The sequence below is a fragment of the Variovorax sp. 38R genome, from assembly GCF_014843395.1.
In the GTDB taxonomy this organism is placed as follows: Bacteria; Pseudomonadota; Gammaproteobacteria; order Burkholderiales; family Burkholderiaceae_C; genus Variovorax; species Variovorax paradoxus_H.
In genome coordinates this window covers 117,568-133,905 of the sequence record NZ_CP062121.1, presented here as the reverse complement: position 1 = coordinate 133,905, position 16,338 = coordinate 117,568, and the positions used below count along the sequence as shown (strand labels likewise).

At 69.2% G+C, this 16,338-nt stretch carries 14 protein-coding genes; 7 read left to right on the top strand and 7 right to left on the bottom strand.

Translation table 11 applies throughout. The annotated features are described in order from the left end of the window. Positions 1-238: 238 nt before the first annotated feature. The gene (locus IG196_RS00605) at positions 239-1,492 is read left to right on the top strand and encodes an ammonium transporter (protein ID WP_192194520.1); all 1,254 of its coding nucleotides are present in this window, start codon (positions 239-241) and stop codon (positions 1,490-1,492) included. 23 nt (positions 1,493-1,515) lie between these two features. After that, complete coding sequence (locus tag IG196_RS00600) at positions 1,516-1,818, top strand: hypothetical protein (protein ID WP_082549084.1); 303 nt, start codon at positions 1,516-1,518, stop codon at positions 1,816-1,818. A gap of 7 nt (positions 1,819-1,825) precedes the next feature. On the opposite strand, the gene IG196_RS00595 is transcribed toward IG196_RS00600, so the two are convergent. The 4 genes from IG196_RS00595 to IG196_RS00580 form a co-directional block, all read right to left on the bottom strand. Then, entirely contained in the window at positions 1,826-3,499 is a 1,674-nt protein-coding gene (locus IG196_RS00595) for a thiamine pyrophosphate-binding protein (RefSeq protein WP_192194519.1), read from the bottom strand. 25 nt (positions 3,500-3,524) lie between these two features. Next, a complete protein-coding gene (locus IG196_RS00590; RefSeq protein WP_192194518.1) occupies positions 3,525-4,742 on the bottom strand; it encodes a pyridoxal phosphate-dependent aminotransferase in 1,218 nt (405 codons plus the stop codon). After that, on the bottom strand, positions 4,739-5,650 hold the full coding sequence (locus IG196_RS00585) for an amino acid ABC transporter substrate-binding protein (RefSeq protein ID WP_192194517.1): 912 nt from the start codon (positions 5,648-5,650) through the stop codon (positions 4,739-4,741). The genes IG196_RS00590 and IG196_RS00585 overlap by 4 nt, the downstream gene beginning before the upstream one ends. Before the next feature lie 101 nt (positions 5,651-5,751). Beyond that, positions 5,752-7,290 carry an aldehyde dehydrogenase family protein gene (locus IG196_RS00580; protein ID WP_192194516.1) on the bottom strand — a complete coding sequence of 513 codons (1,539 nt, stop codon included), beginning with the start codon at positions 7,288-7,290 and terminating at the stop codon, positions 5,752-5,754. A gap of 210 nt (positions 7,291-7,500) precedes the next feature. Between IG196_RS00580 and IG196_RS00575 the strand changes: the two genes are divergently transcribed. Continuing rightward, on the top strand, positions 7,501-8,001 hold the full coding sequence (locus tag IG196_RS00575; protein WP_192194515.1) for a hypothetical protein: 501 nt from the start codon (positions 7,501-7,503) through the stop codon (positions 7,999-8,001). Here the strand turns inward: IG196_RS00575 and tet are convergent, their stop codons facing one another. Then, positions 8,002-9,225, bottom strand: coding sequence for a Tet(A)/Tet(B)/Tet(C) family tetracycline efflux MFS transporter (tet, locus tag IG196_RS00570; protein ID WP_192194514.1), 1,224 nt, complete (start codon positions 9,223-9,225; stop codon positions 8,002-8,004). A gap of 77 nt (positions 9,226-9,302) precedes the next feature. Between tet and tetR the strand changes: the two genes are divergently transcribed. Next, positions 9,303-9,947 (top strand): tetracycline resistance transcriptional repressor TetR, encoded by a 645-nt coding sequence (gene tetR, locus IG196_RS00565; RefSeq protein ID WP_192194513.1) that lies wholly within the window; start codon positions 9,303-9,305, stop codon positions 9,945-9,947. 7 nt (positions 9,948-9,954) lie between these two features. Here tetR and IG196_RS00560 read toward each other — a convergent pair whose 3' ends face one another. Both IG196_RS00560 and IG196_RS00555 read right to left on the bottom strand, forming a co-directional pair. Then, complete coding sequence (locus tag IG196_RS00560) at positions 9,955-11,589, bottom strand: GMC family oxidoreductase (RefSeq protein ID WP_192194512.1); 1,635 nt, start codon at positions 11,587-11,589, stop codon at positions 9,955-9,957. A gap of 70 nt (positions 11,590-11,659) precedes the next feature. Continuing rightward, the gene (locus IG196_RS00555) at positions 11,660-13,177 is read right to left on the bottom strand and encodes a CoA-acylating methylmalonate-semialdehyde dehydrogenase (RefSeq protein ID WP_192194511.1); all 1,518 of its coding nucleotides are present in this window, start codon (positions 13,175-13,177) and stop codon (positions 11,660-11,662) included. Positions 13,178-13,278: 101 nt separating this feature from the next. On the opposite strand from IG196_RS00555, the gene IG196_RS00550 reads away from it, so the two are divergent. From IG196_RS00550 to IG196_RS00540, 3 genes are all read left to right on the top strand, one after another. Then, positions 13,279-14,172, top strand: coding sequence for a LysR family transcriptional regulator (locus IG196_RS00550; RefSeq protein WP_412556363.1), 894 nt, complete (start codon positions 13,279-13,281; stop codon positions 14,170-14,172). 133 nt (positions 14,173-14,305) lie between these two features. Next, the gene (locus IG196_RS00545; RefSeq protein ID WP_192194509.1) at positions 14,306-15,478 is read left to right on the top strand and encodes an MlaE family ABC transporter permease; all 1,173 of its coding nucleotides are present in this window, start codon (positions 14,306-14,308) and stop codon (positions 15,476-15,478) included. After that, on the top strand, positions 15,475-16,332 hold the full coding sequence (locus IG196_RS00540; protein WP_192194508.1) for an ABC transporter ATP-binding protein: 858 nt from the start codon (positions 15,475-15,477) through the stop codon (positions 16,330-16,332). Before IG196_RS00545 ends, IG196_RS00540 begins: the two co-directional genes overlap by 4 nt. The last annotated feature ends 6 nt before the right edge of the window (positions 16,333-16,338 follow it).

The window sequence follows — 16,338 nt, the reverse complement described above, 5'->3', positions numbered from 1 at the left end:
TTGAAGAATGTTCTTGTTGATCGATCGGAAGTTGTCTCCTCGGACCCTCGGCAGTACGAGCAGGGCCCGTCGCGAGTGCGCAGATTGTGCAAGCGCGCACCCGCCCGGTGCATTAGGAATTACCCGCTTCGACTTACTTCGCCCCCCCGGTTGGGAAACGAAAGTGTTTCAGCCAGTTAACAAGATGGCATGACTCGTGCACACACGCCTGTGTCCACCACTCCAAGAAGAAACGGTCATGGCCCTGCTGGCACCCCAAGCCTCCCTGAACGCGGCCGACACCGCCTGGATGATGACCTCGACCGCGCTGGTGCTGCTGATGACGCTGCCCGGCATCGCGCTCTTCTATGCCGGCATGGTCCGGCGCAAGAACGTGCTGGCCACCATGGCCGGGGTGGTGGCGATCGCCGCGATGGTCTCGCTGACCTGGTTCGCGCTCGGCTACTCGCTGGCCTTCACGCCCGGCTGGCCCTGGCTGGGCAACCTCTCGCGCATCGGCTTCTCGGGCTTCGGCTTCTCGGGCTTCGAGTACCTGAAAGACGCCGGCCAGGTGGCCGTGAGCCACGTGGCGCCGAACGTGCCGGAGTCGGTCTACGCCATGTTCCAGCTGAGCTTCGCGATCATCACCACCGCGCTGGTGCTCGGCGCTTTTGTCGAGCGCATGCGCTTCTCGGCCCTGCTGTGGTTCGCGCTGCTGTGGAGCGTGCTCGTGTACGCGCCCGTGGCGCACTGGGTGTGGGAACCGGGCGGCTGGCTCGCGCAGATGGGCGCGCTCGACTTCGCGGGCGGCTCGGTGGTGCACGTCAACGCGGGCATCGCGGGGCTGGTGTGCGCCTATGCGCTCGGGCCGCGCCGGGGCTACGGGCGCGAGGCCTTCGAGCCCTACAGCCTGGCGCTCACCATGACCGGCGCGGGCCTACTGTGGGTGGGCTGGTTCGGCTTCAATGCCGGCTCGGCGGTGGCGGCCGACGGGCGCGCCGGCCTGGCCATGCTGGTGACGCACATCGCGGCGGCGGCCGGCGCCATGAGCTGGATGATCGGCGAATGGATCGTGCGCCGCAGCCCCTCGCTGCTGGGCCTGTGCTCCGGCCTCGTGGCCGGGCTGGTGGCGATCACGCCGGCAGCCGGCTTCGTCACGCCGCTGGCGGCGCTGGCCATCGGCGCCATCGCCGGGCTGGCCTGCTACTGGGGCGCCACGGGCCTGAAGCACCTGCTCGGTGCGGACGACTCGCTCGATGTGTTCGGCGTGCACGGCATCGGCGGCATCGTGGGCGCACTGCTCACGGGCGTGTTCGCCGACCCGCGCATCTCGGGCGCGACGGGCAACGTGCTCACGCAGGCGATCGCTGTCGGCAGCGTGGCGATCTACAGCGCGACGGGCACGGCCATCGTCCTGTTCCTCGTGCATGTGCTGGTCGGATTGCGCGTCGACCCCGAGAGCGAACTCGTGGGCCTCGATCTTGCTCAACACAAGGAACACCTGGGAGCTTGACCCGCAGACGCCGGAGACCCGCCATGCCATCCATGTCCGAAAGCGAACGCATCGCCCTCGCCGCCCGCCTGCACGTGGCGCTGCGGCGCAAGCACGGACGCGTGACCGACACCGAATGGATGGCCACCAACGCCGAGTACGCCGCCGAGATCGTGCGCATGACGCGCATCCACGCCGCCGAGACGAAGGACGACGAGCTCGACCAACTCGCCACGCGGCTCGAGCAGGCCATGGAGCCGCTGGCCCGCGCCGCGCGGCTGGCGGCACGCCAACCTGATGGCCTGCCGCCCACGCCACCGCCGCGCTATGTCGGCGGCCTGCGCTGACGACGCTTCAGTTCGCGGCCAGCGCCGCCTTGCGGATCGACTGCAGCGTGCTCGCCGGCGTGATCGCCTCCGGGTCCAGCAGGCAATGCAGGATCGCCGGCTTGCCGCTCGCACGCGCACGCGCCAATGCGGGGCCGAATTCTTCCGTCGTGGTCACGCGCTCGCCGTGGCCGCCGAACACCTCGGCATAGCCGCGGAAGTCGGGGTTCTTCAGCTGCGTGGCGCTGATGCGGCCGGGGTAGTGCTTTTCCTGGTGCATGCGGATCGTGCCGTACATGCCGTTGTCCAGCAGCACCACGAGGATCGGCAGGCCGTACTGCACGGCGGTCGCGAACTCCTGGCCGTGCATCATGAAATCGCCGTCGCCCGCGAACACCACCACTTCGCGTTCGGGCCACAGTCGCTTGGCGCCGACACCAGCCGGCAGGCCGTAGCCCATCGAGCCGCTGGTCGGTGCGAGCTGGCTCGCGAACGCACGGAACGGCCAGAAGCGGTGCACCCAGGTCGCGAAGTTGCCCGCGCCGTTGCAGAAGATGGTGTCGGCCGGCAGCACCTCGCGCAGGTGCTGCATGACCTCGCCCATCTGCAGCGGACCGGGAATGCGGATGGCAGCCGGGTCGCTCCAGCGCAGGAAGTCTTCGCGCGCGGTCTTCGTCTCGGCCTGCCAGGCAGGCGCCGAGGCCGGGCGCAGCGCGGCCACCGCGTCGGCGAACGCCTGCGGCGTGGCGTGGATGCCCTGCGTCGGGCGATAGAGCTTGCCGAGCTCGTCGGCATCGGCGTGCACGTGCACCAGCGCCTGCTTCGGCTGCGGAATCGCAAACAGCTCATAGCCCTGCGACGGCACTTCCGACAGACGCCCGCCCACCAGCAGCACGAGGTCCGCATCGCGGATGCGCGCCAGCATGCGCGGGTTCGCGCCGAGTCCCAGGTCGCCCGCGTAGCAGGGGTGGTCGGCGGACATCAGCATCTGGCGGCGGAACGAGCAGTACACCGGGAGCGCATACGCCTCGGCGAATTGCGCGAACTGCTGCGTCGCGGCTTCGGACCAGCGGCTGCCGCCCAGGATGACGACGGGGCGCTGCGCCTGCGACAGCCGCTGCTGCAGCTCGGCGAGCTGCGCCGCGCCGGGATGAGTTTCGGTCACCGCATAAGGCAACGCATCGGCCACCACGGCGGCTTCGGTCAGCATGTCTTCGGGCAGCGCGATCACCACCGGACCGGGCCGGCCCGAGGTCGCGACATGGAAGGCGCGCGACACCAGCTCGGGCACGCGCGCCGGATCGTCGATCTGCACGACCCACTTGGCCATCGTGCCGAAGACCGCGCCGTAGTCCAGCTCCTGGAAAGCCTCGCGGCCCATCGCATCGCGTGCAACCTGGCCGACGAACAGCAAGAGCGGCGTCGAATCCTGGTGCGCGATGTGCACGCCCGCCGCCGCGTTGGTGGCGCCGGGGCCGCGCGTGACGAAGCAGATGCCGGGCTGGCCCGTGAGCTTGCCCTGCGCCTCGGCCATCATCGCCGCGCCGCCCTCCTGGCGGCACACCGTCACGTCGATCGAAGCATCGTGCAAGGCATCGAGCACGGCGAGAAAGCTTTCGCCTGGCACGCAGAAGAGCTGCTTGACGCCGTGGGTGATGAGCTGGTCGACCAGGATCTGGCCGCCGGTGCGGGAGGAAGTCATAAGGATTCCAGTGGGATGAAGATGTTCAGGAGAGCGCGGCGCAAGCTGCGGAAATCCGCGCACACGCCTCTTCGAGTTGCGCCATCGACGTCGCATACGAGATGCGGAAATACGGCGCGAGCCCGAACACGCTGCCCGGCACCACCGCCACGTCGAAGTCCTGCAGCAGGTAGCGGCAGAAGTCGCTGTCGGTCTGCAGCAGCGCGCTGCCGGCGGTGCGCTTGCCGAGCACGCCGGCGCAACTCGCGAATGTGTAGAAGGCACCTTCGGGCACGCGGCAGTGCAGGCCTTGCGTGCGATTGAGCGCGGCCACGACGAAATCGCGGCGCTGTTGGAATGATGCGCAACGCTCGGCCACGATGCCTTGCGGCCCGGTGAGCGCCTCGATCGCCGCGGCCTGGCTCACCGACGACGGGCACGAGGTCGACTGGCTCTGCACCACGGCCATCGCCGCGATCAGCGCGCGCGGCCCGGCGCCGTAGCCGACACGCCAGCCGGTCATCGCATAGGCCTTCGACACACCATTCACCGTGAGCGTGCGTTCGCGCAGCCGCGGCTCGACGGCCACCGGCGTTGCGAAGGCGAGGCCGTCGTAGAGGATGTGTTCGTAGATATCGTCCGCCAGCACCCACACGCCTGAATGCTCGAGCAGCACGTCGGTGATCGGCTTCAGTTGCGCCGCGCTGTAGGCCGCGCCGCTCGGGTTCGACGGCGAGTTGAGAAACAGCCAGCGCGTGCGCGGCGTGATGGCCGCCTGCAGTTGCGCCGCGGTCAGCCGAAAGCCGTTCTCCTCGCCGCACGCCACCGACACCGGCACACCTCCGCAGATCTGCACGATGTCCGCGTACGAAGTCCAGTACGGCGCGGGCAGGATCACTTCGTCGCCCGGATTCAAGCTCGCCATCAGCGCGTTGAAGATCACCTGCTTGGCGCCGGCGCTCACGCTGATCTCGTCGGGCGCAAAGTCGAGCGCGTTGTCGCGCTTGAACTTCAGCTGCACCGCCGCCTTCATCGCCGGGCTGCCGTCGAGCACCGTGTAGCGCGTGTCGCCGCGCGCAATGGCCTGCGAAGCCGCATGTCGGATGTTCTCGGGCGTGTCGAAGTCGGGCTCGCCCGCGCCCAGCACGATCACCGGGCGGCCGGCGCGCTTGAGCGCCTGCGCGTGGTCGGTGATGCGCAGGATCTCCGAGACATTGATGGCGCGCACGCGTTGCGCCGGCGAGAACACGGCGGCGTCGGTCACTTCGCGTAGGCTTCCAATGGCTTGTCGTTGGGTTCGAGCAGCAGCTGCTTCAGGGCCGGGCTCATCGGCAGATGGAGGCTGGTGTTCTTCGGCGGAATCGCGGCCACGAACCACTTGGTGTAGATCTTCTCGAGCTCGCCGCTCTTCATGAGCTTGCGCAGCGACTCGTCCACCGCGGCCTTGAAACTCGGGTCGTCCTTGCGGAACAGCAGCGCGATCGGCTCGGAGCCCAGCGCCTCGCCGGTGATGCGGTAGGCCGTCGGGTTCTTCGAGTTCGCGATGATGCCGGCGAGCAGGTTGTCGTCGAGCACGAAGGCATCGGCGCGGCCCGACTCCATGAGCAGGAAGCTCTCCAGGTGGTCCTTGCCGAGCATCGTGTTGTACGAGACGTTCTGCGCGCGCTCGCGCTTGCGCAGCAGCTGCACGGCGGTGGTGCCGGTGGAGGCCGACACGTTGCGGCCCGCGAGCTGGTCGAGCGAGGTGATGCCCGAATCGACCCGGGTCGCCATGCGCACTTCGCTCACGTACGTGGTGAGCGCGAAGGCCACCTGCTGCTGGCGCGCGGTGTTGTTGGTGGTGGGGCCGCAGCCGATATCGAGCGTGCCGTTCTGCACCAGCGGGATGGTGTTCTGCGCGGTCACGGCCATGTACTCGAGCTTCGCGGAAGGCACGATGTCCTTCAGCACGCGCTCGCAGAGTTCGACGTGGTAGCCCACGTACTTCTCGCCCGCGCCCAGCATGTAGGCCATCGGCGGCGAGGCTTCGCGCACGCCGAGCACGACCTTGCCGCTGGTCTTGATCTTGTCGAGCGTGCCGCCGGTGGGGGTCTGCTGCGCGGTGGCGGTGGTGCCGAAGGCGAGCGCGAGCAGCGCGGCGGTGGCAAGGGTCTTCTTCAGTTGCATCTTCATCTTTTCTGTCTCCTGGTGGTTTTCTTTGGGGGGATATGCGCGACCGCTGCCCTGCCGCTGCAGCGAGGTGCTGCGCGGCGAGAACAACAGGCCGGGGTGGGTCAGTCGCCGATGTCGAAGGTCACGCCCTGGGCGAGGGGCAATGCCGTCGAGTAGTTGATGGTGTTGGTGGCGCGGCGCATGTACGCCTTCCAGCTGTCGGAGCCCGCTTCGCGGCCACCGCCCGTTTCCTTCTCGCCACCGAAGGCGCCGCCGATCTCGGCACCGCTCGGGCCGATGTTGACGTTGGCAATGCCGCAGTCCGAACCAGCGCTGGACATGAAGCGCTCGGCCTCGCGCACGTTGAGCGTGAAGATCGACGACGACAGGCCCGCGCCCACTGCGTTGTGCCACTCGATGGCTTCATCGAGCGTGCGGTAGCGCACCACGTAGAGGATGGGTGCGAAGGTTTCGCGCAGCACCGGGCCGTCGTGCGACTTCAATTCGACCAGCGCGGGGCGCACGTAATAGGCGTCGGGCGTGCCGATACCCTCGACGCGCTGGCCGCCGTGCACCGTGGCGCCGATCTCGCGGCTTTCGTTCAGGGCCTTCTGCATGCCGTCGAAGGCCGCGCGGTCGATCAGCGGACCGACCAGCGTGCCGGCCTCGCGCGGATCGCCCACCTGCACGTTGCCGTAGACCTTCACGAGCTTGGGCACCAGCGCGTCGTACACGCTGTCGTGCACGAACAGGCGCCGCAGCGTGGTGCAGCGCTGGCCCGCGGTGCCCATCGCCGCGAACGCGATGCCACGCAGCGTGAGATCGAGGTCGGCCGAGGGCGTGACGATGGCGGCGTTGTTGCCACCCAGTTCGAGGATCGCGCGGGCGAAGCGCGCCGCGAGCCTGGGCCCCACCTGGCGACCCATCGCGGTGGAGCCGGTGGCCGAGAGGATCGGCACGCGGTGATCATCGACCAGCACCTCGCCGATGTCGCGCTGGCCGAGCAGCAGGCCGAGCAGCCCTTCGGGCGCATCGCCGAAGCGGGCGATGGCGCGCTGCGCGATGGCGTGCACGGCCAGTGCGGTGAGCGGTGTTTTTTCCGAAGGCTTCCACACCACCGAGTCGCCGCACACCAGCGCGAGCGCCGCGTTCCAAGACCACACGGCCACGGGAAAGTTGAAAGCCGAGATCACGCCGCATACGCCCAGCGGATGCCAGGTTTCCATCATCCGGTGCTCGGCGCGCTCGGTGGCCAGCGTCAGGCCGTAGAGCTGGCGCGAGAGACCGACCGCGAAGTCGCAGATGTCGATCATCTCCTGCACCTCGCCCGCACCCTCGGACGGAACCTTGCCGGCCTCCAGCGTGACGAGGCGGCCCAGGTCCTGCTTGGCGGCGCGCAGCTCTTCGCCCAGCAGGCGCACCAGCTCGCCGCGGCGCGGCGCCGGCACATTGCGCCAGGCCTTGAAGGCCTCGTGCGCGCGGCCGATGGCGCCGGTGGCTTCCACGGCCGTGGTCTGCGGCACCTGCGCGATCACTTCGCCGGACACCGGCGAGCGCACCGTGAGGTCGCCGCCGGTGTGGGCGGTGCGGGGCACGCCCAGGCGCTGCAGCAGTTGGTCGACTTCGGCGGGGAGGGACACAGGGGTCTGGGCTTCTGGCATGGACGCTCCAGGGGGAGGAAAGAAACGGAACGGCGGAACCGGGCCAATATGTGCGAAACCCGCGCCCTTGCCTAGTGAAAAATTGGAAGGACCTGATGCGTTTGCGGAATGAACTCGGCGTGCGCTCCCTGCGCGACGGGCTGCGCGCCTACGCGCGACGCGCCGGTGGGCGCTGAAGATTCCGCACCTTCACTTCCCGCCGGACGCGCCATGAAGCTCATCCATGCCCTCTACGCCACGGTCCATGCGCTGATGGCGCTCGCGTTCGCGGTGGCCTCGCTCGTGCTGGTCGTGATTGCGGCGCGCGCCGGCTGGGGCGCGGTCATGAACGGCCTGGACCTTCCGGCGGCCGAGGCCGTCATCGAAGCGGTCGGCCTGCTCGCGGCCGGCGTCGTCGCACTGCAGATCTCACAGACCGTGCTCGAAGAAGAAGTGGTGCGCGACGCGCACATCGGCGCCCCCACGCGCGTGCGCCGGTTCCTCTCGCGCTTCATGGTGGTGATCGTGGTGGCCGTCGCGGTCGAAGGGCTGGTCGTGACCTTCAAGGCGCGCGAGGCGCCCGAGCTGATGTTGCACGCCGCGGCCATGCTCGGCGCCGTGGGCCTGCTGATGGCGGGCTGGGGACTCTTCATCCGCCTGAACCGCTACGCCGAAGAACTGGAGCCCGAGGCGATGGCCGAAGCCAAGAGCGAAGACAGGAAGCTGAAGTGATCAGCGCGCCGGCGACGACCGGCGCAGCATCACCGGCAGGCACACCAGATAGAGCACGGCGCCGGCCAGCCACACGATGCCCGGAAAGCGCACGCGGAACGCGAAGTAGACCGAGCTGATCACCAGAGGCCCGACCACCGAGGCCAGGCTCGAGAGGCTCGCGAGCACGCCCTGCAGCCGCCCCTGCTCGGCTTCGCCCACACGTCGCGAGAGCGTCGCCTGCAGCGCGGGCTGGCCGATGCCACCCATGCACAGCAGCGGCAGCAGCGCGAGCGCCATCCAGCCCTGCGTGGCGAAGGCGATCAACGCGTAGGCCGTGCAGTCGGCCAGCGTGCCGATGGCGATCGCCGCGCGCTCGCCCCAGCGCTCGACCACCGGGCCCGCGACGAAGCCCTGCACCAGCGCATGCAGCAGGCCGAAGCACGCGAGCGACAGGCCGACCGTGGTGGCGTTCCAGGCGAAGCGGTCCTCGCCGTAGAGCACCCAGGTCGTGCCAGCAACCTCGCCCACCATCACGAGCATCCCGAACACGCCGAGGATCGGCAGCAGCGCGGGAACGCCCACGGCCCAGCGCAGCGGCGCCAGCGGATGCAGCACGCCGCGGTTGAAGGGCTTGGCGGCGAGCGCCTTCGGGCGCGACTCGCGCAGCACCAGCAGGCCGACCAGAAAGGTGATGCCGTTGAGCACCGCGGCGGCCACGAACGGCAGCCGCACGCCGTGGTCGCCGAGCACGCCGCCGATCGCCGGCCCGGCGATGAAGCCCAGCCCGAAGCAGGCGCCCATGCGGCCGAACCAGCGCGCGCGCTGGTGCTCGGGCGTGAGGTCGGCGATGGCCGCCGAAGCCACCGCCATGCTCGCGCCCGTCAGGCCTGCGATCGCGCGGCCCACGAACAGCAGCCACAGCGAGGGCGCGAAGGCCATGAAGAGCGCATCGATCGCCGCGCCCGCCACCGACACCAGCAGCACCGGGCGGCGGCCGAAGCGGTCGCTGAGCGCGCCGAGCACGGGTGCGCACAGGAACTGCATCAGCGCGTAGAGCGACAGAAAAGCGCCGAAGCGCCAGCCGAGGTCGCCGGTGTGGCCGACCTCGCGCAGCAGGCCCGGCACGATCGGCATGACCAGGCTGATGCCGATGGCGTCGAGCGTGACGATCGCCAGGATCACCGCATGCGCATGGCGACCGCCCGCGACGGCGGGCGGAGAAGAAAGATCAGAATTTATCATCGATAAGGAATTATCATCGATAAATTCCAGGCTGTGAAGAACCCCTCATTTGCCCACTCCCGGGCACGCACACCGACATGAAACTGGACAGTGAAGTGATCCTCGAGGCCGCGCTCGCGCTGCTCGACGAGGTCGGCATGGACAAGCTCAGCACGCGGCTGCTGGCCGAACGGCTCGGCGTGCAGCAGCCGGCGCTGTACTGGCATTTCAAGAACAAGCGCGCGCTGCTCGACGCGATGAACCGCGAGATCCTGCGCCGCGCGCACGACCGCCGGCTGCCGCTGGCGGGCGAATCGTGGGAGACGTTTTTGCGCGAGAACGCGCGCAGCTTCCGGCGCGCACTGCTGGCGCGGCGCGACGGCGCACGCCTGCATGCCGGCTCCGAACCCGACCCGGGCGACCTCGAGATGGTGGAGGCCCAACTGGCGGCCGTGGTCAGCCGGGGTTTGCCGGCGACGCAGGCCATGGCGCTGCTGATTGCGCTGGGCCGCTACACCGTGGGCTGCGTGCTCGAGGAGCAGGCGGCGCCGCCCGATGCGCAAGTGCGGCAGCAGGCGCTCGATGCTGCCGCAGCGTCGCGCCCGCTGCTGGCCGAGGCCTTCGCCAGCTACCGCAAGGCCGGCCCCGATGCGATGTTCGAGGTCGGCGTGGACCTCATGCTCGAAGGTGCGAAGGCGCGCCTGGAGGCCGACACCAAGCGCGGCGCCAAGCCGCGCCGCTGACGTCGGCTCAGCGGTTGCGGTTGTCTTCCAGAATCCAGCCCGCTGCCTTCTCCGCCATCATCAGCGTCGGGCTGTTGGTGTTGCCGCTCGTGATGGTGGGCATCGCGCCCGCATCGACCACGCGCAGGCCGTGCACGCCGCGCACGCGCAGGCGCGCGTCGAGCACCGCCATCGGGTCGCCGTCGGCGCCCATCTTGGTAGTGCCGACCGGATGGAAGATGGTGGTGGCGATGTCGCCGGCCAGCCGCGCGAGGTCTTCGTCGGTCTGGTACTGCGCGCCGGGCTTCCACTCTTCGGGCTTGTACTTCGCGAGCGCGGGCTGCTGCGCGATGCGGCGCGTCACGCGCAGCGAGTCGGCCGCGACCTTGCGGTCTTCCTCGGTGCTCAGGTAGTTGGGCGCGATGGCGGGCGCATCTTCGAAACGCGCGCTCTTGATGCGCACCGAGCCCCGGCTCGTCGGGTTCAGGTTGCACACGCTCGCGGTGAAGGCCGGGAAGCTGTGCAGCGGTTCGCCGAAGGCGTCAAGCGACAGCGGCTGCACGTGGTACTGGATGTTGGGCCACTCGCGGTCGGGCGAGCTGCGCGTGAAGGCGCCGAGCTGCGACGGCGCCATGCTCATCGGGCCGCTGCGTTTCATCAGATATTCGAGGCCGATCTTCGCCTTGCCGACCATCGACGAAGCCAGCACATTGAGCGTGGGTGCGCCCTCGATCTTGTAGACCGCGCGGATCTGCAGATGGTCCTGCAGGTTGGCGCCGACGCCGGGCGCGTCGACCGCCACGTCGATGCCGTGCTGGCGCAGCAGATCGGCGGGGCCGATGCCCGACAGCTGCAGGATCTGCGGCGAGCCGATGGCGCCCGCGCTGAGGATCACTTCGCGCTCGGCGTGGGCGGTGCTCATCTCGGAACCGTTCCACACCTGCGCGCCGGTGCAGCGTTTGGTGCCGTCGGGCAGCGTCTCGAACAGCAGGCGCGACACCTGCGCGCCGGTCCACAGCTCGAAGTTGGGGCGGCCGTAGCAGGTGGGCCGCAGGAAGGCCTTGGCGGTGTTCCAGCGCCAGCCGTTCTTCTGGTTGACCTGGAAGTAGCCCACGCCTTCGTTGCTGCCGCGGTTGAAGTCGGTGGTGTGCGGCACGCCGGCCTGCACGGCCGCATCGGCGAACGCGTCGAGGATGTCCCAGCGCAGCCGCTGTTTCTCGACGCGCCACTCGCCGCCCGCGCCGTGCATCTCGTCCGCGCCGAGGTAGAAGTCTTCGTGCTTGCGAAAGGCCGGCAGCACGTTCTCCCAGCGCCAGCCCTCGTCGCCCGTGAGAGACGCCCACTGGTCGTAGTCGCGCGACTGGCCGCGCATGTAGATCATGCCGTTGATGCTGGAGCAGCCGCCCAGCGTCTTGCCGCGCGGGTAGCGCAGCGTGCGGCCGTTCAGGCCCGCGTCGGGCTCGGTGTTGTAGAGCCAGTCGGTGCGCGGGTTGCCGATGCAGTAGAGGTAACCCACCGGGATGTGGATCCAGTGGTAGTCGTCCTTGCGGCCGGCCTCGATGAGCAGCACGCGCTTGGTCTTGTCGGCGCTCAGGCGGTTGGCGATGAGCGAGCCGGCGGTGCCGGCGCCGATGATGATGTAGTCGAAGGTGGTGTCGCTCATGGCGGCTGGCTTTTGTCTCTCGTTGTTCTTCGGATGGGAAGCGCCGCGCGTGCGGCGCCCCCTTTTACCTTTACTTCGCCGTCGGCATCACGAACTCGGCGCCCTTGCCGATGCTTTCGGGCCAGCGCTGCATGATCGACTTCTGCTTCGTATAGAAGCGCACGCCCTCTTCGCCATACGCGTGCATGTCGCCGAACAGGCTCTTCTTCCAGCCGCCGAAGCCGTGCCACGCCATCGGCACCGGAATCGGCACGTTGATGCCGACCATGCCGACCTGGATGCGGCGGCCGAACTCGCGCGCCACGTTGCCGTCGCGCGTGAAGCAGCTCACGCCGTTGCCGAACTCGTGCGCGTTGATGAGGTCCACAGCCTCCTTGAAGGTCGCGACGCGCAGGCAGCCCAGCACGGGGCCGAAGATCTCTTCCTTGTAGATGCGCATCTCGGGCGTGACGTGGTCGAACAGCGTGCCGCCCATCCAGAAGCCGTCGCCGCAGCCTTCGCCCGCCTTGTTGCCGTCGAAGCTGCGGCCATCGACCAGCAGCTTCGCGCCTTCCTTCTCGCCCAGGTCGATGTAGCCGGTGATGCGTTCATGCGCGGCGCGCGTGACGATCGGGCCCATCTCGGCCGCGAGGTTGGTGCCGTTGAGCACCTTCAGCGTCTTCGTGCGCTCGATGAGCTTGGGCAGCAGCCGGTCGGCCACGTCGCCCACCAGCACCGCAACGCTGATCGCCATGCAGCGCTCGCCGGCCGACCCGTAGCCGGCGCCGATGAGTGCGTCGACCGCCTGGTCGATGTCGGCATCGGGCATGACGACCATGTGGTTCTTCGCGCCGCCCAGGGCCTGCACGCGCTTGCCGTGATGGGCGCCGGTTTCGTAGATGTAGTTGGCAATGGGCGTGGAGCCCACGAAGCTGATCGCCTTGACGTCGGGGTGCTCCAGCAGCGCATCGACCGCGCCCTTGTCGCCCTGCACCACGTTGAACACGCCGTCGGGCAGGCCGGCCTGCTTGAGCAGCTCGGCCATGAAGAGCGACGCGCTCGGGTCGGTCGGGCTGGGCTTGAGCACGAAGGTGTTGCCCGCAGCAATGGCCACCGGGAACATCCACATCGGCACCATCACCGGGAAGTTGAAGGGCGTGATGCCCGCGACCACGCCCAGCGGCTGGCGCAGCGTCCAGTTGTCGATGCCGGTGCTCACCTGGTCGGTGAAGTCGCCCTTGAGCAGCTGCGGAATGCCGCAGGCGAACTCGACGATGTCGATGCCGCGGCTCACTTCGCCCTGCGCGTCGGTGAAGACCTTGCCGTGCTCGGCGGTGATGAGGTGGGCGAGCTCGTCCTTGTGCTGGTTGAGCAGCTCCAAAAACTTGAACATCACGCGGGCCCGGCGAATGGGCGGCGTGTCGGCCCACTTGGGGAATGCGGCCTGCGCGGCGGCCACGGCGGCCCCCACCTGCGCGGCGTCGGCCAGGCCGACCTTGCCGGTGACGGCGCCGGTGGCGGGGTTGGTCACGTCCTGCGTGCGGCCGGAGGTGTTGGCGGCGGCGGTGCCGGCGATGTGGTGGTCGATATTTCGGGTGCTGATGGACATGTTCGGGTCTCCTGAAGGCAATTTGGCCCAATCCACGAAGAGAAAGCCAATGAATTCGCGTCGATGGCGCTATAAATCAGTCTTATATGACTGTGCCATCGATGGACCTCCAGATTCTGCGCGCCTTCGTTCTGGCGGCGCGCGAGGGCAACGTCTCGCGCGCCGCCGAAAAGCTGCACCTCACGCAGCCCGCGGTGAGCCTGCAGCTCAAGCGTCTGGCCGAAGAGACGGGGCTGGTGCTGTTCACGCGCACGCCGCACGGGCTGGCCCTCACGGCCGACGGCGCGGCCCTGCTGCCGCAGGCCGAGCGCGTGCTGGCGGCCGTGGGCGACCTGCAGCAGGCCGCGCGCAACCTGCAGATCACGGTGCGCGGGGCGTTGCGCATCGGCACCATCCTCGACCCCGAGTTCACGCGGCTCGGCGTGTTCCTGCGCGAACTGGTCGAGGCCGCGCCGCAGATCGAGACCGAGCTGCGCCACGGCATGAGCGGCAGCGTGCTGGCGCAGGTGCTGCGCGGCGAGCTCGACGTGGGCTTTCACCTTGACCCCGGCGACGAGTCCGACGATGCGGCCCCGGCGCCGCTGGCGGTGCGCACGCTCACCCGCTTCAGCTACCGCGTGGTCGCGCCGGCCGGCTGGGGCCCGCAGGTGCTCGGGCGCGACTGGAAGGCGCTGGCCGCCCTGCCCTGGCTGGCCACGCCGCCCGAGTCGGCACACCACCGGCTGCTGGAACGCGTGTTCGGCCCGCTCGGCCTGGCGCCCCGGCGCGTGGCGCTGGTCGACCAGGAGGCCTCGATGCTCGACCTGCTGAAGTCGGGCGTCGGCCTGAGCCTGGTGCGCGACTCGATCGCGATCCGCGAAAGCCAGGCCCACGGCCTCGTGCTGGCCGACCGCGTGCGGCTCGATTGCGCGCTGCGTTTCGTCTCGCTGGCGGCGCGCCGCGACGAACCCGTGATCGCCAGCGCATGGAACGCGCTGGCCCGGGCCTGGAGCTGAAGGGTTCCTGAAAAAACGGCGTCTGGCCCTACGCAAACGAAGGGCCAGACGCACACAAGCCCCGGATGCACGCGGTTACGATGCGCCGTCTCACCTGCGTCCTTTGTTAACAAACAGCCTCACTCGCACGCCCATGGTTTCCACCCCGTCGTCTGCCGACCTGCCCGCCACCGACGACGCCTCTGCGCCGCCGCGCGCGCGCACGCAGGACGCCGACGGCCGCAGCTGGGCCGTGGCCAGCGGGTGCTGGACCACGCTGGCGATGTCGTCGCGGCCGGCCTGGGAGGCGGTGGCCAAAGACCTCGCGGCCCTGCCGCCGGCCGACGACCAGGCCTGGGACCTGCGCCCCATCGGCCAGCTCGACCACATCGGCGCCCAGCTGCTGTGGGACCACTGGCGCCACGACTGGCCGGCCACGCTCGAGCTGTCGCCGCAGCACCAGGCGGTGCTCGACCAGGTGGCGAAGTTCACGGTCGCCACGCCCGACGAGCCCCCGAAATCGCTGAGCGACCGGTTGCGCGAACTCGCCCACCAAGGCCCGCGCGCGATGGCGGTGATGCGCGACTTCGTGGGCCTCATCGGCCAGCTCGCGCTCGACCTGTGCACGCTGGCGCGCGCGCCGCACCGCGCGCCGTGGCGCGACTTCTCGGGCCATCTGTATCAGTTCGGCGCCACGGCGCTGCACATCACGGCGCTGGTCGGCCTGCTCATCGGCGTGGTGCTGGCGTACCTGATCTCGCAGCAGCTGCGCAACTACGGCGCCGAGGCCTTCGTGGTGAACATCCTCGGCCTGTCGCTGATCCGCGAGCTGGGGCCGGTGCTGGCCGCCGTGCTGATCGCGGGCCGCTCGGGCTCGGCGATCACGGCGCAGATCGGCGTGATGCGCGTCACCGAAGAGCTCGACGCCATGCGCGTCATGGGCATCCCGCACGGCTTCCGGTTGGTGATGCCGCGCGTGCTGGCGCTGGCCATCGCGATGCCGCTGATCAGCCTGTGGACGTCGATGGCGGCGCTGGCCGGCGGCATGCTCGCGGCCGACGCCGCGCTCGGCATTTCGCCGGCGTATTTCCTGTCGGCCCTGCCGCGCGCGGTGCCCATCGCCAACCTCTGGCTCGCGCTGGCCAAGTCGGCGGTTTTCGGCGTGCTGATCGCGCTAATCGGCTGCTACTTCGGCATGAAGGTCAAACCCAACACCGAGAGCCTGGGGCGCGGCACCACGTCGTCGGTCGTGACCTCGATCACCGCGGTGATCCTGGTCGATGCGCTGTTTGCGGTCCTGTTCAAGGGCATAGGATTCCGCGGATGAACGCCGCCACGACATCCCCGCCCGGCACCGTCGTCGACATCCGCAAGCTCTGGACCGTGTTCAAGAGCCCCGACGGCGAGCAGGTGGTGCACCGCGACCTCGACCTGCACCTCGACCGCGGCGAAGTGCTGTCGCTGGTCGGCGGCTCGGGCACCGGCAAGACGGTGCTGCTGCGGCAGATTCTCGGGCTGCAGAAACCCACGAAGGGCACGGTCGAGGTGCTGGGCCGGGCGCCGGGTGAACTCAGCGCGGCCGGCGCGGCCAACGTGGGCATGCTGTTCCAGCACGGTGCGCTGTTCTCGGCCTTCAGCGTGTTGGAGAACATCGCCTTCCCGCTGCGCGAACTCAAGCTGCTGCCCGACGAGTTGATTCGCCATGCCGCGCTCGTGAAGCTGCAGATGGTGGGGCTGGAGCCGCAGCATGCGAACAAGAGCCCGTCGGACCTGTCGGGCGGCATGATCAAGCGCGTGGCGCTGGCGCGCGCGCTCATCATGGACCCGCCGCTGCTGCTGCTCGACGAGCCCACGGCCGGCCTCGACCCCGAGGCGTCCGACAGTTTCTGCGACCTGCTGCGCGGCCTGCACCGCGAGCTGGGCCTGACGGTCGTGATGGTCACGCACGACCTGGACACCCTGTTCGACCTGAGCACCCGCATCGCCGTGCTGGCCGACCACAAGGTGATCGTGAGCGGCACGGCGCGCGAAGTCATCGCCTACCCGCATCCCTTCATCCACGAATACTTTCTCGGCGGGCGCGGCCAGCGCGCCCTGGAGGCGCTGCACGACAAGCCCGCCGCCGGCAAAGAAGAACCACCCGCGCCGCGGCCCGAGGCCGCGCGCGCTGAAGAAAGGTAGGTCCCC